Raw genomic sequence first — 24,079 nt, forward strand, 5'->3', positions numbered from 1 at the left:
ACCTGTTATGTCGCCGCGTTATGTTAAGTTCTTTCCTGCCAACAGGCAGGTACCGCCATTCAATCCCTTAAATGGCGGTACCCGGTCATGCGAGACTGTCTTTTAAACAACCTGGCAGTAACTATTTTCAGCCCCGGCTGGCAACGGGTATCTCTTTAAAACAGATACCTGTAGCCCTTATATACTGCCAGGATAAGGTCTAATACCCCTTGCTCCAGGTCCACATTAGCCTTGCCGGCAGGGTCGAATTTTACCTCCTGCACCCGGCCGTTGAGGCGGACTTTAAAGACAAGTTCCGCGCCGCCCGCTAACAGCAGGAAACCGTTGTTCTGGCTGCCGGCAAAGTCTTCTTCCTTCCAGAAGAGGGTTAATTTATCCCTATAGGGTGCGCCGTCATAAGGGCAGAAGGTGGCGCAGTTGCCGCATTCGTTGCACATACCATCTACATGCACTATCTGGTTTTGATCCCGGAAGCCACCATTACGTGTTTGGATGGCAATGTTGGCCCTGTTGGGACATACCTCCGTGCAGATATTACAGACAAAACCGCACTCCAGGCAGCGCTGCGGCTCCAGTCCAGGGTCTCCTGCCGCCCCGGCCAGGTTCCCTTTTTTCTGGTTAACCTCCCGGAGCCTCCACTCCCGGTCAAAGGGCACCGCGCCGGGAACAGGTGGCGTCAGGCCTTCCCGGGTGAGAATCGCCCTGGCCGCTTTACGGCCATCGGCAATGGCCTCAACTATTGTCGCCGGTCCGCGCAGGGCGTCGCCGCCGATAAAGACATTGGCCACACTGGTCTCGTTGGTGGCGGGGTCAACGACAATCCTCCCCCCTTCGTCGATGGCGATACCGTTTTTCTCCAGGAGACCGTAGTCCACATCCTGGCCGATGGCTGCTAAGACGGCGTCGGCAGGAATATCCACAAGCTCCCCTGCTTTAACGGCAACTCCCGGCCGTCCCGAGGCATCCGGCGCCTCAAGTTCCATCTGCTGGCAACGGAGGACACCTTCAGACCAGGAGTAAGGGGCGAGGAGCTCTTTGAGGACTACGCCCTCGGCCAGGGCCTCCCGGAGTTCTTCCCTGCTCGCCGGCATATACTCCCTGGTACGGCGGTAGATAATAGTAACTTTCTCGACACCTGGGACCCGCAGGGCCGCCCTAGCGGCATCCATGGCCGTGTTGCCGCCGCCGATGACGGCCACCCTTTTACCCAGGCGGACCTTCTGCCTGTCTTCTTTAAACTTGGCCAGGAATTCCACGGCGCCCATGACCCTTTCGCCGCCGGTTCTAAGTTCCAGGGGCCTGGACGCCCCCGCCCCGGGGGCCAGGAAGACGTATTTGTAACCGGCCCTTTTTAACTCCGCGACGTTAAAGTCGGGGCTGACGCCCAGTTTAAACTCGACACCAGTTCCCTTAACCAGCTCCAGGTCTCTGGCAATGGCGTCCTCAGAAAGACGGAAATCGGGGATCACATGGGTCACTGTACCACCAGGTTTTCCCTTTTTATCAAAAATGGTGACCCCCAGGCCGGCCCTGGCCAGGAAGTAGCCGGCAGCCAGACCCGCAGGCCCCGCCCCGATTACGGCCACCCGGGCGGAAGCCTTTCCTTGCGCCGGCCCGCACCGGGGCCGGGAAGCCCGGTAACCTTTTACGGCCGCCTCCTTCTTCATTTCCCGGATGCGCACCGGTTCGTCGTAATCCAGGCGCGTGCATTTAGCGGCACAGTGCTGGGTACAGATGCTGCCGGTGATAAAAGGCAGCGGGTTTTTCTCGATAATAAGTTCGTAGGCCTCGCGGTACCTCTTTTCGCCCACCAGCCGGATATACTCCGGTATGTCCTGGCCGATGGGACAGCCGGCGGTACACGGCGCCAAAAAGCAATCAGTCAGGGGTAACTTCCTGGTGAGCTTGCGGCTGGCGACCCCTCGTTTCTCCTTGCGGAAGTCGGGGTCCCGGGTGACGCCCGCCGCCAGGCCGGCCAGTTGTGCTACATCGATAACCTCGCCGGCAGTGTCAGGCATCCGGGTTGCCAGTTCTGCGGCTATTTGCTGCAACCGCAGGTAACCCCCCGGCTTTAAAAGGGTCGTAGCCACCGTTAGGGGCCAGATCCCCGTCGCGAAGAGGCGGGGGAGGTTAAAGGCGTCGCCACCGCCGGCATAGGAGATTCTCAGGTGGCCGTTAAACTCCTGTGCCAGCCTGGCGGCAAGGTTTAAGGTCAGGGGGTACAGGGCCCGGCCTGACAGGTACATCTCCTCCCCGGGGAGTTCGCCCCTGGTTACCTGCACCGGCAGGGTGTTGGATAGTTTGACGCCGAAGCCCCGACCCTGTTCCCGGGCGAACTCCTGTAGCCGCCCGATCAGGGCTACACCGTCGGTGTACTGCAGGTCGTGGCTGAAGGATTCTTCTTTTAACTGGACATAGCTATATCCCATGCCGGCCAGGGTATCTTTAACAAATTTATAGCCCAGAAGGGTGGGATTCAGCTTGACAAAGGTATGCAGCCTTTTCTCCGCCAGGAGGTAACGGCAGATGGTTTCGATCTCCGCCGGCGGGCAGCCGTGCATGGTTGAAAGGGTGACGGAACTGCAGATATGGGGGGAGATGCCATCGATAAATTCAGCATCTACCGCTGTAAACCGGTCCACCTCGGCCTGCAAAACCGCCCGGCACTCCTGAAAGATGGCCGTCTTCGAGGCGTCCTTCAGGCTCTCGATGAACCGGTCGACTTTGGGGGATTTGATCCCCTTTAAATCGTAGCCGACACTCATATTGAACATGAAGCCGCGCCTGTCCGTGCCCCATAGTTCCTTTTGTAAAACGTGGAGCAGGAACCAGGCCTTGACATACTCCTCAAAGGCTTCCTCAATGGCCAGTTCGGTTGACCACTCCACGTTGTAGCCTTCATCCGCCGCGTTGATGCAGGGCTTCGGGATGTCCAGCCGGTCGAGTACCTGAACCGTCTTTAACTCGAAAAACCTGCCGCCGGCCAGGTAGGCCGCGACAATATTCTGAGCCAGCTGGGTATGGGGACCGGCGGCAGGTCCGATAACGTTTTCCAAATATTCCCCAAATAATTGCCAGTAAACCCCGGGCTGTGCCCGGTAAAATTTTTCCTGCGGCAGGCCAAAAATACTGTGAAACTTCCGGTTCTCCTCAAGGATCCAGTCCAAGAGCTTCTTAAAGGGTATCGGCCGCATAGCGCCGCTCATGAATCTTCCCCCCTGGCAAGGCCTTATTTTATATATATTAATTCGAGCTAAAATTATTTAATCCTGCTTATCGCCAGGCCTTTTTTAACTACCTTTCCTCCCGGTCATAGGGTATGGACAGGGCCCCGGGCGCCCCTACATGCTTGACGATAGTCTGGCGGGTAGCAAAAATCAGTACGATTACCGTCAGGATGTATGGTAGCATCTTGAGGAAGAAGGACGGGATGGCAATCTTGGTCGCCGCCTGGAGGCCGTAGGTGAGGGCATCAACACCCCCGAAGAGGTAGGAACCCAGGAGGGCTTTAACCGGGTCCCACACGGCGAAGATCACCAGGGCAACGGCAATCCAGCCGCGGCCTGCCGTCATGTTTTCCAGCCAGCTGGGGGCGTAGGCCAGGGAAAGAAAGGCTCCCCCGGCCCCGGCCAGCATACCGCCGATGATCACGTAGATGTAACGCAGAGCAAAGACATTGACCCCCAGAGCGTCGGCCGCCGCCGGGTTTTCCCCTACCGCCCGCAGGTTCAGGCCCGGCCGGGTACGGTAGAAATAATACCAGAGGGCGGGTACCAGGATATAGCTTAAGTAAACCAGGGGATCGTGACGGAAAAAAATGGGGCCGATAAAGGGGATCTGGGATAGCAACGGTAGGGCAACCGGTTTAAAGCTCACGGGCAAGGGGATGCCTACATAGGGCTTACCCAGGAAGCCGCTTAAACCGGTGCCAAAGATAGTCAGGGCCAGGCCGGTCACCACCTGGTTGGCCCGCAGGGTTATAGTCAGGACGGCGAAGATTGCCGCCGTAGCCCCGGCTGCTACCAGGGCTGCCAGGAAACCCAGCCATGGGCTGGCGGTCTTAACGGCGACCATAAAACCGGTCACCGCCCCGACCAGCATCATGCCCTCCACGCCCAGGTTGAGGACACCGGCCCTTTCGGCGATGATCTCCCCCAGGGCGGCAAAAAGGATGGGCGTGCCGGCGGTAATGGCCGCCGCCAGGGTGGCAATCCAAACCGAATTCTCCATGATTATTTTCCCTCCTTACGACCGAAGTGCAACCGGTAACGGGTCAGGATCTCACCGCCAAGGACAAAGAAGAGGATGGCCCCCTGGAGCATTGATACCGTGGCCGCCGGTACCCCGGAAGTCTGGACGCTGTACCCGCCGACAATGAGACCGCCGAAGAGGATAGAAACCAGGATGATGGTCGCCGGGTGCAGCTTGGCCAGCCAGGCGATGATAATGGCGGTATAGCCGTATCCCGGGGAGATGCCGTGCTGGAGGCGGTGGGTGATGCCGGCCACCTCGCTCATGCCGGCCAGCCCGGCCAGGGCGCCGCTAAGGAGCATAACTAGGATAATATTGCGTTCGATATTCATGCCGGCGTAACGGGTGGCCCGGGCGCTCTCGCCGATGACCCGGATCTCATAACCCCACCTGGTGTGCCAGAGGATAATGGCGAGGAGCACGGCCGCCACCAGGGCAAAGATCAATCCCACGTGCACCCTGGTGCCGGCAATGGTAGGTAGCGCTGCGGCATCGCTGAAGGTGGCCGTGAGGGGAAAGTTAAAACCCTTGGGGTCCTTCCAGGGACCGTAAACCAAGTAGTCCACCCAGAGGATGGCTACATAGTTGAGCATCAGGGTGGTAATGACCTCGTTGACGCCCCATTTGGCCCGGGGCAAGGCTGGCAGCAATCCCCACAGGGCCCCCATCAAGCCCCCGGCAAGGAACATGGCCGGCAGCATAATGTAAGCCGGTAAATGGGGAAAAGTCAGGGCCACCCAACTGGCGCCAAAGGCGCCCATATAGAACTGGCCTTCAGCGCCGATGTTCCAGAGGAGCATGCGGAAGGCCACCGAAACCCCCAGGCCCGCCAGCATCAGGGGGATAGCCTTGACGATGGTTTCCGAGATACCGTACTTGGAACCGACGGCACCGTTGAGCATGCTCTGGTAGACCTTCATTGGTTGAAAGCCGGTGGCCGCCAGGAAGATGGCCCCGACGGCCAGGGCCAGGATGACGGATATAACGGGTACTACCACGGCCATAAAGCGCGAGGGTTCCAGGCGCTTTTCTAAGGTTAACGCGGGTCCAGATCCCGGCCCGGAACTCCGGTTGGTATTCTTGGGTACGGCTGTAGCTGGCATCAGGCTCCGACCTCCATTCTTTTCGCCCCGGCCATCATCAGGCCCAGCTCCTCCACGCTGGCCTTTTCAGTGGGCATCAAGCCCATAATCTGGCCTTCATACATTACGGCTATGCGGTCGGCCAGGCGGAAGAGCTCCTCCAGGTCCTCGGAAATCAGAAGAATGGCCGTACCGGCGGCCCGCTGCTCCAGGAGCAGGCGGTGGACCGTTTCCGTAGCGTCAACGTCCAGGCCCCGGGCCGGGTAGACGGCCACCAACAGGCGCGGCCGGGAGGAAATCTCGCGGGCAAGGAGCAGCCGCTGCAGGTTGCCGCCGGACATCATTTTCACCGGGGCGTCCAGACCGGCCATCTTTACTTTGAAGTGTTGCACCAGTTCGCCGGCCCATTGGCGCGCTGCCCTCCGGTTCATGATGGTCCTACCCCAGCGGGGATGGCGGTATTCCTTCAGGAGCAGGTTGTCGACAGCTCCCAGGTTGGGTATAAGGCCCGTACCCAGGCGATCTTCGGGTATATAGCCCACTCCGGCCTGGATTACCCGGCAGGGGTCGCACTGGCCTAGTTCCTGCCCGGAAACGGTAATGCTGCCGCCCTGGCAGGGCCGCAAGCCGGCGATGACCTCGGCCAACTCCCGCTGGCCGTTGCCGGCCACCCCGGCAATACCCAGGATCTCACCGGCAAAGACCTCCAGGTTGATACCCCGTAGAGCTGGCAGGCCTTTATCGTTTAGAGCCCTTAAATCTCTGATCTCCAGGATCTTTTCGCCCTTTTTAGCTACAGGCTTATCCCCCTGCCAGACAATCTCCCGGCCGACCATCATCCGGGCCAGTTCCTTTTCGCTGGTTTCACTCTTTTTCACTGTGGCCACCGTCTTGCCACCCCGGAGAATAGTAATGGTATCGGCGGCGTCCATAACTTCCTGGAGTTTATGGGTAATGAAGATCACGGCGCAGCCCTGGGCAGCCATTCTTTTCAAGGTCCGATACAGATCCCGGGCTTCCTGGGGGGTCAGGACGGCCGTCGGTTCATCGAGAATCAGGACCCGGGTCTTCCGGTACAGGAGCTTGATGATCTCGACCCGCTGTTGTTCCCCCACTGAAAGCTGCCAGATCCGCGCCTGGGGGTCCACCTGGAGGCCGTATTCTTTAGAAAGCGCGGCTATTTCCCCGGCCAGCCGGTTTACGTTGAGTTTAAGGCCGCCTTTAAGCCCCAGGGCCACATTCTCCGTTACCGTGAAGGGCGCCACCAGCCGAAAGTGCTGGTGGACCATGCCGATACCCGCCTCAATGGCGTCCCGGGGCGAGCGGAAATTGACCCTCCGGCCGTCCAGGTAGATCTCCCCGCCATCGGGCCGGTACAGGCCCGTAAGAACACTCATCAGGGTACTTTTTCCCGCCCCATTCTCCCCCAGCAGGGCGTGAATTTCCCCAGCGTGGACGGCCAGGTTGACCCCCTCGTTGGCCACCACGCCCGGAAAAACCTTGGTTATCCCCCGCATTTCAACCAGCGGTACTGCCATGAAATTTAACCTCCCCGGAGGTATATAGCAACGTAAAGTAAAACCGCCTCTTACCAAACATATAGCTACATCATTCGCTACGGTCGGTAAAATTCCTGCCCCTTGCAGTTACTTATAGCTAAATTTTCGATTAATTATTATTATGCCACTTAACCCATTGGCTACAGGAAAGGCCGTGGAAATAAATCCCACGGCCCCCAGCTCCCAAGAGACCATTATTTCGGGATTTCACCCTCGACGCCTTCTACAAACCAGTTGAAGCCCAGGATATCTTCCTGACTCATCTTCTGGCCTTCCTGGACCCGGATTTTGCCACTCTGGTCCTTGATGGGCCCCTGGAATACGAAGAATTTGCCGTCAATGATCTCCTGTTTCTTCTTTTCTACCAGGTCGCGGACATCCTGGGGCACCATCTTGTTGAAGGGCGCCAGGTCGACGATCCCGTCCTTCATGGTGCCGTAGTATTGCTCCGGTTTCCAGGTACCGTTCTTGACGGCTTCCACTATCTTTACATAGTAGGGACCCCAGTTCCAGACGGGCGAAGTCAGGGTGGCATTGGGAGCGAACTGGCTCATATCGCTGTCATAGCCGATACCGTAGGCGCCCCTCTCCTGGGCTGCCTGTTGTGGGCCCGGGGTATCCTGGTGCTGGGCGATGACATCGGCTCCGGCATCCAGCAGGCTCAGGGCGGCCTGCTTCTCGGCGGCCGGGTCATACCAGGTATTGGTCCAGACTACTTTGACCTTCACGTTGGGGTTAACCGAGCGCGCCCCCAGGGTGAAGGCGTTGATGCCGCGAATAACCTCCGGGATGGGGTGGGCGGCTACGAAGCCCAGGACGTTCTTCTTGGTCATCTTGCCGGCCACCATACCCGAGAGGTAACGGGCCTCTTCCATAGCGCCAAAGTAGGTACCGACGTTCTCTGCCGTCTTGTAGCCCGAGCAGTGCATAAAGATGACATTGGGGTATTTCTTGGCCACGTTGATAACGTAGTCCATATAGCCGAAGCTGGTGGCAAAAATTATCTTATTACCCTGTTCGGCCAGCTCCGTCAGGACGCGCTCCGCGTCGGCCCCTTCAGGTACGTTCTCCATGTAGGTGGTTTCCACCCAGGGCAGCTTTTCCGCCAGGTATTTCCGGCCCTGGTCGTGGGCCCAGCTCCAGCCCGCATCACCGACTGGACCTACGTAAACAAAGGCCACCTTCATTTTCTGGTTTTGATCCTGCCCGCCGCTCGCCGTATTAGCTCCGCTTTTACTCTCGCCAGCCGGCTTCTGGCCGCCGCAACCCACGGCAGCGACAGCCACCGCCAGGGCCAGGAGCAACATCAACAGCACGCGCAAACCTTTCTTCATACTCGCCCGCGGTACCGTAACCGCGGCTCACACCTCCTTGGTATTAATGGGGCTCTCTCATTCCTATTTTGTTTCTACATTAATATATAGTCCCGTACCCATCACCCCCTTTACATGAACCATGCCCCGGAGCTAAAAACGAAAAACCGGGTACCTCCATAGCCACAAAGGAAATAACCCTTCGTAGCCAAGGTGATTCCGGTCACCTGGTAGAAACCCCCGGACCAATCTCCGGGACTATACGAAGAAACCTAAAAGAAGACTCCCACTTTTATTAATAAAATATAATTCGCTGTTCAATCTTAAAATCCTTCCAGGTTCACAAAAATCGACCGGATAAAACATGTCTTTTTAAAAGTATACTGTATTAAACTTTTTATTTTTAAAGGAGATCACATCTTAACGTCGAATATAAATGCCAATAAAGTCGTACTTAATTTCTGGAGGGATTTTTAATGTCTAAATGGAACGTCTATGTTACTCGTCTGGTCCCACAACCGGCCCTGGATCTCCTGGCCGAGTACTGCGACCTGGAGATCAACCCTGAAGACCGGGTCCTGACCAGGGCTGAATTGCTGGAAAAGGTCCGGGGTCGCGACGGCATCCTCTGTCTCCTGACGGACATCCTGGACGACGAGGTCTTTACCGCAGCTAAAGGGGCCAAGATCTTCGCCAACTTAGCCGTCGGCTTTAATAACGTCGACCTGGAAGCAGCCACCCGGCACGGGATCATGATCACCAATACCCCGGGCGTCCTCACCGAAGCCACCGCCGACATGGCCTGGGCCCTGCTCTTTGCTGTGGCACGGCGGGTGGTGGAAGGCGACAAGTTTACCCGGGCCGGTAAATACAAGGGCTGGGGCCCCCTGTTGATGCTCGGCCAGGAAATTACCGGTAAAACCCTGGGCGTCATCGGCGCCGGCCGTATCGGCACCGCCTTTGCCCGCAAAGCCAGGGGCTTTGATATGAAGGTCCTCTACCACGATGTCCAGCCAAGCAAGGCTTTCGAAGAAGCCACCGGCGGTCAATTCGTCGACAAGGAGACCCTCCTCAAGGAAGCTGATTTTGTTTCCCTGCACGTTCCCTTAATGCCTTCGACCACCCACCTCATCAGTACTCCGGAACTAAAACTGATGAAGAAAACAGCCATCCTCATTAACACCTCCCGTGGCCCGGTCGTTGATGAAAAGGCCCTGGTCAAAGCCCTCCGAGAGAAGGAAATCTGGGGCGCCGGCCTGGACGTCTTCGAAAACGAACCGGAACTGGCCCCGGGCCTGGCTGACCTGGAGAATGTTGTTCTCTGCCCCCACATCGCCAGCGCTACCTGGGAAACCCGGACCAATATGGCCTTAATGGCCGCCAACAACCTGCTGGCCGCCCTGCGGGGTGAACTACCGCCCCAGTGCCTGAACCCCGAAGTTTACTACCGGCAACACGGTAAATAGATAGGATTTTATTAGGAGGAGAAAGCCCATGTTCGAAAAAATCTTTGCCGACAAAATGGCCAATCTGGGGACCGAAACGGCCTTTATGGTCCTGGCCAAGGCCAAAGCTCTGGAAGCCCAGGGCAAGGAGATCATCCACCTGGAAATCGGCGAACCCGATTTCGCTACCCCCCGCAACATAATCGACGCCGGCATCCGGGCCCTGAACGAAGGTTATACTCATTACACCCCCGCCCCCGGGCTGCCGGAAGTCCGGGCGACCATTGCTGAGTATGCCACCCGGCAGAAGGGCGTTCATTACGACCCGGAAGAAGTCGTCATCGTTCCCGGGGGTAAACCCATAATGTTCTTTACCATCCTGGCCCTGGTAAACCCGGGTGACGAGGTCATCTACCCCAATCCCGGCTTCCCTATTTATGAATCCGTCATCAACTTCGTCGGCGGCAAGGCAGTTCCCCTGCCCATCCGGGAAGAAAACGACTTCCGCCTGGATGTAGATGAACTGGCAGGGCTCATCACCCCCAAAACCAAACTCCTGATCATCAATTCCCCCGCCAACCCCACCGGCGGCGTCCTCACGGCTGAAGATATCGGCCGCATCGCCGACCTGGTCCGGGGTAAGAACATTGTCGTCCTGGCCGACGAGATCTACGATCGCATCGTTTACGACGGTGCCCGTCCCGTATCCATTGCCGCCCAGCCGGGTATGAAGGACTGGACCATTATCCTGGACGGTTTCTCCAAGACCTACGCCATGACCGGTTGGCGGATCGGCTACGGCCTGATGCACCGGGAGCTCGCCGACCGCATCGCCCAGTTGATGGTCAACTCCAACTCCTGCACCGCCGCCTTTACCCAAAAGGCTGCCCAGGAGGCCCTGACCGGACCCCAGGACGCCGCCGAGGCCATGGTGGCCGAATTTAAGAAGCGGCGGGACATCATTGTTGATGGCCTGAACAGCATTCCCGGTATTACCTGCAAACGGCCTCTGGGTTCCTTCTACGTCTTCCCCAACATCAAGGGTCTGGGCCTCTCCAGCCAGGAGCTGGAAGCCTTCCTGATGGAAAAGGCGGGCGTAGCCGCCCTGAGCGGTACGGCCTTCGGTAAATACGGGGAAGGCTACCTGCGTCTCTCCTATGCCAACTCGGTGGAGAACATCGAGAAAGCCCTGGAGAAAATAGCGGCTGCCGTAAAGGAGCTGCGGTAGATTACCGCCTGGTTTCCCGGCGGTTACAAAGCCAGGAGGGTGAGTTCCCGGCCTCCTGGTTTTTCTTTTTAGGGCGCAAAAAAACGTCTACAATGAGGGCCCCGTTACCCTGATGTAGACGTCTTTGCCTGCAGTAATAACTTTTCACCAGGTATTTTTTGTATCTATTCGACATCGTTTTCTATTTTCCTGCTGGTTGCGCGGGAAAAAGCTTCGCTTAAAGCCCTGGCTACCAGCACAGCCGTCATGTCCTTCCGGTAGGCGCCGGAACCCCGGAGGAGGCTGTCCCTGGGCCGGGCTGCCTCCTTAGCTACGGAAGCCGCCCTGGCAATTGCTTTCGCCGTGGGTTCCCGGCCCACGAGGCTGGCGGCCGCTTCTTCGCACAGGAAGGGCCGGGGCGCCACCGGGGCGATTGAGATACGCGCCCTGGTGCATATCCCTTCCCTGACCTGCACCCGGACGGCCACGTTTAGCATGGGCAGGGAGAGGGCGCGCCGGGGCGACAGGCGGACAAAAGCCGAGGATTCGCCCTCCCCCCACAGGTCCACGGTAAATCTGGTTATAATCTCGCGGCCGGCATCTACCAGGGAGCGGCCCACACCGGCGTAGAGGTCGGCCACCGGCACCTGGCGTTCCCCCTCCGCTCCCAGGATGGTGGCCACGGCTCCCAGGGCTACCAGGGCCACAGCCGTATCCGCCGCCGGCTGGGCATTGACCACATTGCCGGCCAGGGTGCCGACATTGCGCACCTGGGGGGATCCGACCGCGGCAGCGGCGGCAGCCAGGGCCGGGAGCTTCTGCCGGATAAGGGATGAGGTGGCCACGCGGGTGTGGGTGGCCGCCCCGCCCAGGATAATCTTACCATTTGTTTCGGTAATTATTTTTAATTCGGGTATCCTGGTGATATCCACCAGGGTGGTAACCTGCCGCCTTTTTTCCTTGAGGTCGATGACCAGGTCAGTACCGCCGGCAATGAGGCGCGCCCCAGGGTTCGCGGCCAGCAGGGCCAGGCAGTCGGCCGGGGAAGTGGCGAAGAGATACTTCTCGGGCATGGAATCCCTCCCCGTTAAAACCGCTCCCAGACTTTGATCGCCAGTTCCCGGGCCCGGGCGGCGATGGCCGCCTCGTCCAGGTGCAGCAAGCGCTGCCTTTGCATGAGTACTTTACCGCCGACAACGGTAGTATCCACCAGGCCGCCGTTGAAGCCGAAGAGGAGGTGGCCGAACCAGTTGTCCCTTCCCAGGGGTGTTGGCGCCTGGTAGTCCACCAGGATCACATCGGCATAGGCACCTGGCTCCAGACGGCCCAGGGGGTGGGGGAAGAAGCGGCTCGCGATGCGGCGGTTGTTTTCAAAGGCCATGGCCGGGACCTCTGCCCAGCCGGCGCCCGGATCGCCGGAGACGAATTTGCGCAGGACGTTGGCGGTCTTTAGGGACTCGAACATATCGCTGGTATAGCCGTCCGTTCCCAGGCCGACGGGGACACCTGCGGCCAGCATGTCGCCAACCGGAGCACAGCCGACGGCATTGCCCATATTTGATTCCGGGTTGTGGACCACCAGGGTGCCTGTCTCCTTCAGAATGGCTATTTCCCTGTCCGTCACGTGCACGCAATGGGCGGCGATGGTATTGGGTCCCAGGATGCCGTTAACAGCCAGGCGTTCCACCACCCGCTTCCCCGATTTGGCTAAAGCGTCCTCGACGTCCTGGATCCCCTCGGCCACGTGGATGTGAAAGCCGCTGCCCACCTCCCCTTCGGCCTCCCGGCAGGCCTCCAGGGTGGCGTCGGAGAGGGTCAGAGAGGCGTGGAGGCCAAAGGTAGCTGAAATTAAACCCTCTTTGCCCCGGTATTTCTTTATGGCGGCGATGTTTTCCGCAATCCCCTGCCGCATAATTTCCTTACCATCGCGATCGGAGACTTCGTAGGCCAGGCAGGTGCGTACCCCCGTCTCCATGGCGGCCCGGGCGATCATCTCCAGGCTGCCGGTAACGGCATAGGGGCTGGCGTGGTGATCCAGAATGGTGGTAGTTCCGCTCTTGATGCAGTCGATCAGGGGCAGGAGGGCGCTGTAGTAAACGTCTTCCAGGGTCAGGGCTTTGTCCAGGCGCCACCACAGGCGCTGGAGGATCTCCAGGAAATTGGTTGGCGGCGGGTCCTTCAGGGCCATGCCCCGGGCAAAGGTGCTGTACAGGTGCATGTGGGTATTGATCATCCCGGGCATAATGACCATGCCCCGGGCGTCCAGCCACTCGGCTGCCGGGTAGCGCGCTTTAAGTTCAGCCGTGGGCCCTACGGCGACGATCAGGTCGCCGTCAATGGCCACCGCTCCGTCTTCCTGGTAGGGTTTCCCCGGCACCAGGGAAAGTAGGCGGCCGTTACCGATGAGAAGCATAGGTTCCCCCTCCTTTGACTTAATCGTTTAAGGCTTTCTCCACGGCCCTGAGGATATTCTGATAACCGGTGCAGCGGCAGAGATGGCCGGCCAGTTCCCGCTTAATTTCTTCCCGAGAATATTTTTTACCGCTTTCTACCAAGGCTGTAGCGGTAAGGACATAGCCTGGCGTGCAGAAGCCGCACTGGATGGCGCCCTCTTCTATAAAGGCTTTCTGTACCCTGGAGAGTTCCCCGTTTTTGGCTATGCCTTCTATGGTAATTATCTTTTTCCCTTCCGCCCAAACAGCCAGGTAGATGCAGGAGTCCACCGGAGTACCGTCGATAAGCACGGTGCAGGCGCCGCATTCGCCCACACCGCATCCCTTTTTCACCCCGGTATACCCCAGGCGGTTGCGCAGTACCTCCAGCAATGTCTCGCCAGCGTCAACTTCTAAAGTTACCGGTGTATCATTGACCGTGAAGGAGATTTTTTTAAGCAACTTCCCTACCCCCTGCTTTTACGACGGCCGCTTTTAATGCCCTCTCGGTAAGCTCGGCCACCAGGTGTTCCCGGTATTCCTTCGAAGCCCGCCAGGAGGTCCTGGCCTGCGTCGCTTTAACGGCCAACCGTCCGATAGCCGCGATGGTGGCTGCGGAGATTGGTTGACCGCTGGCATAGGCTTCGGCCTCGGGGCACCTCAAGGGGGTCGGCCCGGCTACCCCCAGGCCAATCCTTACATCCGCAAAGGTAGTGCCGTCTTTGATTTTACAGAGCACCGCCACCCCCAGGGTGGCAATATCCATGGCCCGGCGCTGGGAAAACTTGATATAATGGCCGCCATAGCCGCGGTAATTCTCAGGCGTAATAATAATCTCCGCCAGGAGCTCCCCGGGCTTTAAATCAACCCGGCCCGGACCCAGGTAAAACTCCTGGATGGGGACCACCCTCTGCCCTTGATTGTCCTGTAATTTTAACCTGGCATTCAGGGCGAACAGGGTCGAAGCGCTGTCGGCGGAGGTGGCGCCATTGCAAATATTGCCGCCGATGGTGGCCACATTGCGAATCTGGGGACCGCCCATGGAAGCCGCGGCTTCGGCCAGGACGGGGATATGGGCCCGGATAACAGGATCATTGATAATCCGGGTAAAGGTCGTAAGCGCCCCGATGACGATGGTGCCATCCTCGAGCTTTAGGATACCCTCCAGGGATTTTATACCCCGGATACTCAACAACCCGGCCTTCGCTATCCGGCCGTGATGCATTTTTATCAAAACGTCCGTACCGCCAGCGATGACTGTCAGGCCGGGATGGGCCGCCAGCAACGCCGTGGCTTCCTCTACTGTTGCAGCCTCAAAATATTCCTGGATGTTGAACATCAGCCCTCACCACCTTACTATATTAACCCGGCTTCCTTGAACTTTTCGAAAACCCGTTGGGGATTCATGGGCAACCTGTCAAAAGCCACGCCCGTGGCGTCGAAAACGGCATTACGAATGGCCGGGGCCACAGGAATAATCGGCGGCTCGCCTAAAGCCTTGCAGCCAAAGGGGCTGGTAGGTTCAAAGGTTTCCACAAAATCTACGCCGATTGCGGGAATATCCATAATCGTAGGCAGTTTGTAATCCAGCAGATTGTTATTCAGTGGTTGGCCGGTCTTCTCGTCAAAGAGCAATTGCTCGGAGAGGGCATAACCTATGCCCATGCCCACGCCGCCGTGGACCTGGGCTGCCGCCAGCTGGCGGTTGATAATCCTGCCGGAATCGTGGACGTTATATATCTCCAGGACCTCGATCCGGCCGGTTTTCAGGTCTACTTCCACCTCGGCAAAGGTAACGCCAAAAACAAAGGCGTTGACCCGGGCATTATTGGAGGTATCGCTCGTTATCGGTTTGGCGAAAACGGTGTCGTAATAGGTATGCAGGGCCACCTCGGCCAGGGGCATGACCACTTCGCCCGAGTGTTTATAGACGATATTGGCATCTTTAATATCCAGGGCATGGGCTGGGATATCGGTCATCCCCCAGGCAAAATCCAGGATCTTCTCCTTGACCTCCGCGGCCGCCCTGGCCACCGCCATACCGGTGATATAGGTCTGCCGGGAAGCATAGGCACCGGTATCAAAGGGGGAAATATCTGTATCCTGGGTGGAAAGGACATGGACCATATCCACCGGAATACCCAGGACCTCGGCTACCATCTGGGCAAAGACGGTATCGCTGCCCTGACCTATTTCTGTAGCTCCAACCTGTAGCTGGACGGAACCGTCCTGGTTCAGGACGATCCGCGCCCCTCCTATTTCCAGCCCCACCGGGTAAGTGCCGGAACCGTAGCTGAAGCAGGCCATGCCCAGGCCCCGGCGTCTGCTGCCGGTTTGGTTTTTATACCGCGCTTTTTTCTCGTCCCACTTGATCAACTCTTTGCCCCGGGCAATGCACTCGCGAATGCCGCAACTCCGCACCGCGTTGCCATTTAAAGGATCGACATAACCCTCTTTAACCAGGTTTTTCAGACGGAACTCAATAGGATCGATATTGAGTTTGCTGGCGATGTTATCCAGATGGCTTTCCACGGCAAAGGTTATCTGGGGCGATCCATAACCCCTCATGGCTCCCGCCACCGGCAGGTTGGTGTAAACTGTAAATGGTTCATATTTCAAAGCCTTCATGGGATAAAGAATCCTGAATTTGGAACCACCGGCCATGGCGATGGAATGACCGTGGGAGGCATAGGCCCCGGTATTGGAAATGGCCTTGATATGCATCCCGATTAACCTGCCGTCCCGGGAAACCCCGGTTTTGATCTTAAACTTGAAGGCATGGCGGGTGCGGGTGGCAATCATGCATTCTTCCCGGGAAAGTTCCAGTTTTACCGGCCTTCCCCCCACGGCCAGGGTCATGGCTGCGGCCAGGGGTTCGGTGCAGACATCCTGTTTGCTACCAAAGCCGCCCCCGACGTAGGGCTTGATTACCCGGATCCTGCCCCAAGGGATACCCAAGGCCTGGCCGACGATTCTCCTGACAATATGGGGGATCTGGGTGGAGGTTATAATCACTATGCGGCCGTCGCTGTCGACATAAGCGCAGGATATATGATTTTCCAGCTGGCAATGCTGAACAATGTTAGTTTCCAGTTCATCCTCAAAGATATAGTCGGCTTCTTTAAAAGCCTCGTCGACGTCGCCGATGGCATAGCCACTGGCACTGAGGATGTTGCCAGGGCAATCCTCATGAATCAGGGGCGCGCCCTCCCGCATGGCTGCCTCCGGGGTGAGGAGGGGTTCTAACACCTCGTACTCTACCTTAATAAGCTTCAGGGCCTCGGCGGCCGTCAGCTCATCCCTGGCTATTACCGCCGCGATGGCGTCACCGACGAAGCGGGCTTTATCGGTCAGGATGGTACGGTCGGCCTTATCGCCGTGGGCCGGATCCAGGGAATAGGGATGCCCGGCAGTGGGGAATTTATTCCGCGGTACATCCTTATAAGTCAGGACCCCTTCCACGCCGGGTAAAGCCCTGGCCTGGCTGACATCAATGTTTTTAACGATGGCATGGGCATAGGGACTTCTTAAGACCTTACCGACCAGCATGTCCCTGAACATAAAATCCCCGGTATACTTTGCTTGCCCGGTAACTTTGGCCACAGCATCAACCCTGGTGACACTCTTCCCCACTGCTGTAGAAGCCATTTTACCCCCTCCATAAAATCAGGTTCTAATTTTTTCTACCCGCCGCTGCCATAACGGCTGCTGCTTTTTCCACGGCCGCGATAATTTTAGCATAGCCGGTGCAGCGGTACAGATTGCCTGAAAGGGCCATCTTAATCTCCTCGCGGCCAGGGCGGGGGTTGCTGTCCAGGAGGGCCTTGGCGCTCAAGATCATCCCCGGGGTGCAGAAGCCGCACTGGACAGCCCCCTCAGTAATGAAGGCCTCCTGGAGGGGATGGAGTTTACCGTCCGGCGAGGCCAGGCCCTCGATGGTCAGGACCTCGGCTCCCTCCGCCTTGGCGGCGGGAATCAGGCAGGAATTAACCGCCTGGCCGTCCAGGAGCACGGTGCAGGCGCCGCACTCTCCCTTGCCACACCCCTCCTTGGTACCGGTGAGGCCCAGATACTCCCGCAGCAGCTCCAGCAGGGTAATATCCGCCGGGGCCTCGACCTGGTACTCCCGGCCATTGACTTTAAGCTTAAACCCGGGCATCTTCGTTACCCCCCTGGTAATCTCGAACTCCAAAAAATGGATATAAAGAAACCAGCTGCCGCTCACCCTCGTAGCCGAGGTGATTCCGGTCACCTGGTAGAGACCCCCGGCCCCATCGCCGGGGTTATACGAGTCTAATAGTAATATTCGTCACGACTGGATTTAATCCTGCTAACTGGGTAATGGCCAGCAATCTTCCACCCCCTGGGAAAAATTCCTGTTAACATCAAGGCTCTACAATTAAATGATACTTAAATTTGATATTCGCTAAAAAAGGTTAAAATCCTGCCTCTAACGATAAAAAGGCAGAAATATTCCCGCCCTAAATTTTTGCTTATAGCTTTTAGAAAATCGGCCTTCGCTTTTACCGTAATAAACCCCGGCTGTTCCGCCGCTCGCTTGGCCTTTCCCGAGGCCAGGGTCCCATGGAAATCGACCCTTGTCCGCCATTCCAAGGGGAAAGTTAAAGTGCATGGTACAGCGGCACTAAAAGAAAAAGCCATCCACTATCCCTAAAGCAGTAGATGGCTTCATTGCCTGGTAGGCATCTTCTTTGACCCGGAGCAACCCGCTTTGGCCGGCTAAAAATCCTCCAGGGTCCGAACAGCCAGCGCCGCCAGCAACCCGGCGCCGATGGGCAGGCAATCCTCGTTAATGTTAAAGCGCGGGTGGTGCCAGGGGTGGGGTTCCGCACCGGGGATAGCCGCTCCCAGGTTAAAGTATACTGCCGGTACTTTTTCCGCATAGCGGGCGAAATCCTCGGCCCCCATGGATGGGTTGGCCAGCTCCAGGACTTTATCCGGCCCCAGGATTTCCCCGGCAACTCGGCGAAAAAGTTCAGTCAGGCCGGCATTGTTGACTAAAGGCGGGTAACCCCACAGGTAATCGAGGTCAATCTCGGTACCGCTGGCGGCCGCCACCCCGGCCAGGACCTGGCGCATGTCCTTTTCCAGTTGCTGCCGCATAACGTTATTCAAGGCCCGGGTGGTACCCGTCAAGGTTACTTCACCGGCAACGATGTTCTCCTTCTCCCCGCCTTTTATGGTCCCCACGGTCAGGACCGCCGGTTGCACCGGGTCCAGGTGCCGGGAAATAATGGTTTGTAAAGCCAGAACGGCCTGGGCGGCGGCGACGATGGCATCAGCCCCTAGGTGGGGTGAGGCTCCGTGGCTGGTACGCCCCTTGATCTTAATCGTAAAGTTGTCAGCCGAAGCCATGATGGCCCCGCTGCGAACACCTACCGTACCCACCGGCAGGTAAGCGGTGACGTGGAGGCCGAAGGCGGCCTTGACCGGGGGGTCGTCCAGGACGCCGGCTGCCAGCATCCGGCTGGCGCCGCCCGGGGGCAGTTCTTCTCCGGGTTGGAAGATGAAAACTACCGGCCCGGGGAGTTCCTGGCGCCGTTCGGCCAGAATGGTCGCCGCCCCCAGGACCATTGTCATATGGGCATCGTGGCCGCAACCGTGCATCCGGCCAGGATAGCGGGAGGCGAACTCCTCGCCGGTATCTTCTTGGAGGGGCAGGGCGTCCATATCGGCCCGCAGGGCGACGCCGGGGCCTTCCCCGGCCCCGGCCAGGACACCCACCACCCCGGTACCGCCGATGCCGCTCCTGACCTGCAGCCCCAGTTCGCGTAACACCCCGGCCACCATCGCCGACGTTTCCCTTTCCTCAAAGCTCAGTTCCGGATACTGGTGCAGCCGCCGCCGCCAGGCCACCAGCTGGGGTTTGAGGGCCTCTGCGGCGGCACGCAAATCGCCGGCGCTTACCATTACGAAAACCACCTCCGGCTCTTAGCCAACCTCAAATCTTGACTAATTATCTCAGTTTACCTCGATAATACCAGGGAGGGGGTTTCCGGTCAAGTAAAAAACCCGGGTTGGTTAACCCGGGCCGGCATAATGCCGCTCTTTAACTTTTAATAAGTGTGGGCCGAACCGGTTTCGTTTAATGAAGCAGCCCGGCCCTTTTCCAGTTCCGTTTTGCTCCCGGAGAGGAGCTGGAACCACACCCTTACAGAGTCGATAATGATAGCGATGACCATCAGAAGCATAATGATGGAAATTACTGCCAGCAGGTAATTATGGGCCGGTAGATAGTTTATAAAGATATTTTGATAACCTGCGGTTATAGTAGTTACCGTCAAAAAGACCATAGGGATAAAGGTCGTCCAGGCGTAGCGGACCTTACCCATCCTGATGAGCATGGTGGTGCCGATGGCCAGGGCCATGCTTCCCAGGAGCTGGTTGTTTACCCCGAAAAGGGGCCAGATGGTGGATATGGTACCTCCGTAAAGGAGATAACCCCAGGCTAGAGTAAAGATACCACTGGTGAGGATAATACCCGGCCACCAATTGGTGTCTTTCAAAGGTTTGTAGATTACCCCACCAATTTCCTGCAGCAGGTAGCGCCCGACCCGGGTACCGGCGTCAATCAACGTCAGAATGAACAGGGCTTCAAACATAATGGCGAAATGGTACCAGTAACCCATCAGGTGCCTTAAACCGCCGATGCTGGAGAAAATGTGGGCCATGCCCGCCGCCAGGGATACAGCGCCGCCCGGCCTGCCGGCCAGGTTTTCTCCCACCAGCTGGGAAAGCACGGGCAGGTCCTGGACATGCATACCCAGTTTGGCAAAGACCTCCGGGGCGCTGTTAATGGCAAAGTAGTCTGCCGGGGCCAGGACGGTAGCCGCGATCAGGGCCATGAGGGCCACAAAGCCTTCCACCAGCATGGCCCCGTAACCGACAACCTTGATGTCAGCCTCACTGGTGATCATTTTCGGCGTAGTGCCGCTGGAGACCATGGCGTGGAAACCGGAGAGGGCCCCGCAGGCGATGGTGATAAACATAAAGGGCCAAACTTTGCCCGGAATGACCGGGCCGCCGCCGGCCACAAATTTAGTCACCGAAGGCATCTGCAGGACGGGGTTGACGGCAATGACGCCAACGGCCAGCAATAACATGGTGCCGATTTTCATATAAGTGCTCAGGTAGTCCCTGGGTACCAGCAGGAGCCATACCGGCAGCACCGCCGCCAGAAAACCGTAGGCGGCGATGAGCAGGGAGAGCTGTTGTTTATCAAAGGTTAGTAAGGGAGCCAGGGACGAATGCTGGATGACCGGTCCTAGGACGACGCCGGCGACAATCAGGGCTACGCCGATAACAGTAGCCTCCCCGATACGGCCGGGGCGCAGCCATTTCAGATAAGCACCGATAAAAATGGCGATAGGGATAGTCACGCCTACGGTAAAAGTCCCCCAGGGGCTCTGATAGAGGGCATTGACTACCGAGACACTGGCGCCGGCCAGGACGACAATTAAAAGAAACAAAAGGGCGATTGAAGCCATCCAGTAGGAAAAGTTGCTCACTTCGCTGCGCGCTATTTCCGCCAGCGACTGGCCGTCATGGCGCACGGAAGCGAAGAGGATCACCATATCATGGACGGCGCCGGCGACCACGGCGCCGATGAGGATCCACAGGAACCCGGGCAGGTAGCCGAACTAGGCCGCCAGGACCGGGCCGATGAGGGGTCCGGCGCCGGCTATGGCTGCAAAGTGATGGCCGAAAACCAACCAGCGGTTGGTCGGCACATAGTCCCGGCCGTCGTTATGGATCAGGGCCGGGGTCTGGTGCCCCGGGTCCAGGGCCAGGACCTTGGCGGCCATAAAGGCGCCGTAAAAGCGGTAGGCCAGGACAAATACCAGCACCGCTATAATTAACAGTACCAGTGCATTCATTCACCCGTCTCTCCTTCGCTTGATTAAAACCGGCCGATTTTGCTTTTATTATAAAACTGTCTTAAAAGGCAAGTAACAATAATTTAATGAACAGAACAAAAAGGGGGTCAAACAGAAATATGGACCGATAAAAAGAGCCCCTTTGAGGAGGGGCTGATGAAGGCAACGATTGTAGGAAAATTCGGGCTCTTGCCCGAGATTCTCGCCTGTAGCTGTCGTTATTAGTTGAGTATTAGTTGAGACCCAGCAGAACCTTTAGCTCCTTCACCTGACCTTTGCTTACCGGAATCTGGGTCCGTTTCCGGTCACCCATAACCAGCCAGTAGGTGCCCTTGAACCAGGGTAACACCCCCTCCACCTTTCTTAAGTTAACCAGAAAGCTCTTATGCACCCTGAAAAAACCTTCCCTGTTTAACCGTTCTTCCAGTTCCGCCATGGTGCCGCTAAAGGTATAGGAATCATCGGTAGTAAAAACTTGCACCCCGCCGCCCCGGGCGCGGCCATAAAAAATGTCGCCGTAATCCAGGAGTTTGATAGCCCCGTTCTTCTCAACGGGCAATTTTTTTACTGACTGCTGATTATCTTCCAGCAACCGGGCGACCCGGGCCACTGCCTCCTGCCAGTCCTCCTGGCGCGCCTTGAGATTTTTAATCCGCTCAATGGTTTTCGCCAGGCGTTCGTCCACAAAGGGTTTCAATAAATAATCTATCGCTCCCAGTTCGAAGGCCCCGACAGCGTATTCGTTGTAGGCGGTCGCAAAAACAATCAGGGGCGGTTTGGGTTCAGCCAGCATCTTCCTGGCGGCATCATAACCGGACATGCCCCGCATCTCGATATCCAGGAAAACTACATCCGGATGCAGCCTGGCCACCAGTTGCAGGGCTTCCCCCCCGTCTTCAGCTTCGCCGATGACCTGGCATTCTTCGTAGGCAGACAGCAGGTATTTTAGTTCATCCCGAGCCAGGGGCTCGTCATCAACCACAACGGCGGTAAAGGTCATCTTCCTCCTTCACCTCCCGGTGCTCAACTTTTTTAGGAAAACGCAGGACCACCTCGGTACCCTGGCCGGGGACACTCTTCACCCGGACGGCGTATTCCGGCCCGTAAAGGGCCTTTAAACGCTCGTTAACAATAGACAGGCCCAGGCCGTGGCCGCGACCGTAGCCAGGGAGAAAAATTTTATTCATTTCTTCCGGGGCAATACCCACCCCGTCGTCCGTTACCCTGACCTCTACATCCGCTCCCCGATCGCTGGCGTTCAATATCACCCTGCCCCCTTGAGTTCTGGGTTGTAATCCATGTTTGATGGCGTTTTCCACTACCGGTTGCAGGGTGAAGGCAGGGACAGGGAAAGCCAGGGTGGCGGGGTCCACCTGGCGGATAACCTCCAGCTTATTACCAAAACGCGCTTCCTTTATAGCCAGGTAAGAATCTACGTGGGCCAGCTCTTCGGCCAGGGGAATGGGGTTATCGTCCCTTCTTAAACTATAGCGGAAGAAACTGGCCAGTTTCGCCAGCAATTCCCTTGCTTTTTCGGGTCTGGTACGGATCAGGGAACTAATGGTATTCAAGGCATTAAAGAGGAAGTGGGGGTGTATCTGAGCCTGCAGGACCTTTAGTTCTGCCTGGGAACGTAGCTGAGCCTGGTATTTCACCTCTGCCAGTTCCAGCTGGGTAGAAAACAGGTGGGCCAGCCCCCGGGCCAGTTCCAGGTCCACCGTGGTAATGCTATTCTCCCGCTCGTGATAAAGCTTTAACGTGCCAATGGTTGCTTCCCGCCTCTTGAGAGGCACCACCACCGCCGAAGCCAAACGACAGTCCTTCTCCCGGCAGCCGATTTCACCCCGGCTCCGGGCCAGCTGCAACTCTCCGGTGGCTATGGCCTGGAGGGTGGCGCTGGTCATGATAGGCATACCCGGGTGATGGTGGTCACTGCCCATTCCCACATGGGCCAGAATTTCCTGCCTGTCGGTAATAGCTACGGCGGCCACTTTAATGGAATTAAAGATAATCCTTGCCGCCTCTTCGGCCGACTCCCGGTTCAAGCCATGGCGCAGGAAAGGTAATGTCTGGTTGGCAATATCCAGAGCCCGCTGGGCCTGACAGGCGGCGATGTGGTCCTGCTGTTCGGCGGCAGTTTTAACAATAAACATGAAAATGGCCACGCCAATAGAATTGACAATAATCATCGGGGGGCCGATAATCTGAACCAGAGCCCAGGCCTCAGTAAAGGGGCGGGCTGTCAGGAGGATGATGACCATCTGCATGGTTTCCCCTACCAGGCCCGCGGCGAAGGCCATAGGCCAGGGCACCGGTGAACGACGGTAACACTGCTGTACCAGTCCCCCGAGGGTCCCCTCCGCTACTGCCGCCAGGCCGCAGGCGAAGGCGGTAAAGCCCCCCATTAAATAGCGATGGATGCCGGCGATCAGGCCGGCTCCCGCCCCTACGAAGGGACCGCCCAGCAGGCCAGCTACCATCACTCCCACCACCCGGGAGTTGGCCAGGGCATCGTGAATGGGGATACCGGCATAGGTTCCAACTATCCCCATCCCGCCAAGGACAAGGACCAGCAATAGCCTGTCCCGATTGGTAAGCTGCCGGGATAAGATGCGTCCCAGGGCCGGGGTACGAGATAGGATAAAAGCCGCTGTGGCAACCATACTCAATCTTTCCGCAAGATGCAGGCCCATTGACCAGTCCATAGACTCGCCCCCTTTCTATTACATTTTATATTATATCAAAATGGCCATGGTTAGTCAGTAACAGCCCGGAGTAGCCCTAACGCCCCCTTCCATGAACCCCAAAAAATATACGCTGAGGCAAGGAGTTTGAGGGTACAAGCGGAGGGCGACTTGGATCGAGGCGTCAGATACTTACGCGAAGCCGAGA

Annotated in this window: 16 protein-coding genes, 1 pseudogene and 2 riboswitches; of the genes and pseudogenes, 2 read left to right on the top strand and 15 right to left on the bottom strand. The window is 57.6% G+C overall.

Going from position 1 to position 24,079, the window contains the following annotated elements; all coding sequences use genetic code 11:
* Positions 1-155: 155 nt before the first annotated feature.
* The 5 genes from ygfK to MOTHE_RS09615 form a co-directional block, all read right to left on the bottom strand.
* Positions 156-3,206, bottom strand: coding sequence for a putative selenate reductase subunit YgfK (gene ygfK / locus MOTHE_RS09595; RefSeq protein WP_011393447.1), 3,051 nt, complete (start codon positions 3,204-3,206; stop codon positions 156-158).
* Between the two features lie 88 nt (positions 3,207-3,294).
* On the bottom strand, positions 3,295-4,230 hold the full coding sequence (locus MOTHE_RS09600) for an ABC transporter permease (RefSeq protein WP_011393448.1): 936 nt from the start codon (positions 4,228-4,230) through the stop codon (positions 3,295-3,297).
* Between the two features lie 2 nt (positions 4,231-4,232).
* Positions 4,233-5,354, bottom strand: coding sequence for an ABC transporter permease (locus MOTHE_RS09605; RefSeq protein ID WP_080997195.1), 1,122 nt, complete (start codon positions 5,352-5,354; stop codon positions 4,233-4,235).
* Entirely contained in the window at positions 5,354-6,871 is a 1,518-nt protein-coding gene (locus tag MOTHE_RS09610; protein ID WP_053094982.1) for an ABC transporter ATP-binding protein, read from the bottom strand. Before MOTHE_RS09610 ends, MOTHE_RS09605 begins: the two co-directional genes overlap by 1 nt.
* A gap of 215 nt (positions 6,872-7,086) precedes the next feature.
* The gene (locus MOTHE_RS09615; RefSeq protein WP_025773197.1) at positions 7,087-8,226 is read right to left on the bottom strand and encodes a BMP family ABC transporter substrate-binding protein; all 1,140 of its coding nucleotides are present in this window, start codon (positions 8,224-8,226) and stop codon (positions 7,087-7,089) included.
* 164 nt (positions 8,227-8,390) lie between these two features.
* Positions 8,391-8,491: riboswitch (purine riboswitch) on the bottom strand.
* Positions 8,492-8,681: 190 nt separating this feature from the next.
* On the opposite strand from MOTHE_RS09615, the gene MOTHE_RS09620 reads away from it, so the two are divergent.
* Positions 8,682-9,671 (top strand): 2-hydroxyacid dehydrogenase, encoded by a 990-nt coding sequence (locus MOTHE_RS09620; protein ID WP_011393452.1) that lies wholly within the window; start codon positions 8,682-8,684, stop codon positions 9,669-9,671.
* A 28-nt stretch (positions 9,672-9,699) separates the two neighbouring features.
* Positions 9,700-10,878 carry a pyridoxal phosphate-dependent aminotransferase gene (locus MOTHE_RS09625; protein ID WP_011393453.1) on the top strand — a complete coding sequence of 393 codons (1,179 nt, stop codon included), beginning with the start codon at positions 9,700-9,702 and terminating at the stop codon, positions 10,876-10,878.
* 164 nt (positions 10,879-11,042) lie between these two features.
* Here the strand turns inward: MOTHE_RS09625 and MOTHE_RS09630 are convergent, their stop codons facing one another.
* The 10 genes and pseudogenes from MOTHE_RS09630 to MOTHE_RS09680 all read right to left on the bottom strand — a co-directional run bounded on the left by MOTHE_RS09630 (position 11,043) and on the right by MOTHE_RS09680 (position 23,892).
* Positions 11,043-11,930 (bottom strand): FAD binding domain-containing protein, encoded by an 888-nt coding sequence (locus tag MOTHE_RS09630; RefSeq protein WP_011393454.1) that lies wholly within the window; start codon positions 11,928-11,930, stop codon positions 11,043-11,045.
* 14 nt (positions 11,931-11,944) lie between these two features.
* On the bottom strand, positions 11,945-13,270 hold the full coding sequence (gene ssnA, locus MOTHE_RS09635; RefSeq protein ID WP_011393455.1) for a putative aminohydrolase SsnA: 1,326 nt from the start codon (positions 13,268-13,270) through the stop codon (positions 11,945-11,947).
* A 19-nt stretch (positions 13,271-13,289) separates the two neighbouring features.
* On the bottom strand, positions 13,290-13,751 hold the full coding sequence (xdhC, locus tag MOTHE_RS09640) for a xanthine dehydrogenase subunit XdhC (protein ID WP_011393456.1): 462 nt from the start codon (positions 13,749-13,751) through the stop codon (positions 13,290-13,292).
* Positions 13,744-14,628 (bottom strand): xanthine dehydrogenase FAD-binding subunit XdhB, encoded by an 885-nt coding sequence (gene xdhB, locus MOTHE_RS09645; RefSeq protein WP_011393457.1) that lies wholly within the window; start codon positions 14,626-14,628, stop codon positions 13,744-13,746. The genes xdhC and xdhB overlap by 8 nt, the downstream gene beginning before the upstream one ends.
* A 17-nt stretch (positions 14,629-14,645) precedes the next feature.
* Positions 14,646-16,937: a xanthine dehydrogenase molybdenum-binding subunit XdhA gene (xdhA, locus tag MOTHE_RS09650; RefSeq protein WP_053094984.1), complete on the bottom strand. Its 2,292-nt coding sequence runs from the start codon at positions 16,935-16,937 to the stop codon at positions 14,646-14,648.
* A 25-nt stretch (positions 16,938-16,962) separates the two neighbouring features.
* Positions 16,963-17,448, bottom strand: a complete 486-nt coding sequence (locus tag MOTHE_RS09655; protein WP_053095261.1) for a (2Fe-2S)-binding protein — start codon at positions 17,446-17,448, stop codon at positions 16,963-16,965.
* Between the two features lie 51 nt (positions 17,449-17,499).
* A riboswitch (purine riboswitch) is annotated at positions 17,500-17,600 on the bottom strand.
* 429 nt (positions 17,601-18,029) lie between these two features.
* Positions 18,030-19,220 (bottom strand): M20 family metallopeptidase, encoded by a 1,191-nt coding sequence (locus tag MOTHE_RS09665; protein WP_011393460.1) that lies wholly within the window; start codon positions 19,218-19,220, stop codon positions 18,030-18,032.
* Between the two features lie 146 nt (positions 19,221-19,366).
* A pseudogene (locus MOTHE_RS14305) lies at positions 19,367-21,187 on the bottom strand (carbon starvation CstA family protein).
* 232 nt (positions 21,188-21,419) lie between these two features.
* Positions 21,420-22,187, bottom strand: a complete 768-nt coding sequence (locus MOTHE_RS09675; protein WP_053094988.1) for a LytR/AlgR family response regulator transcription factor — start codon at positions 22,185-22,187, stop codon at positions 21,420-21,422.
* Complete coding sequence (locus tag MOTHE_RS09680; RefSeq protein ID WP_053094990.1) at positions 22,162-23,892, bottom strand: sensor histidine kinase; 1,731 nt, start codon at positions 23,890-23,892, stop codon at positions 22,162-22,164. Before MOTHE_RS09680 ends, MOTHE_RS09675 begins: the two co-directional genes overlap by 26 nt.
* Positions 23,893-24,079 lie beyond the last annotated feature (187 nt).

Origin of the sequence: Moorella thermoacetica (genome assembly GCF_001267405.1) — a bacterium.
GTDB classification, from domain to species: Bacteria; Bacillota; DSM-521; order Neomoorellales; family Neomoorellaceae; genus Neomoorella; species Neomoorella thermoacetica.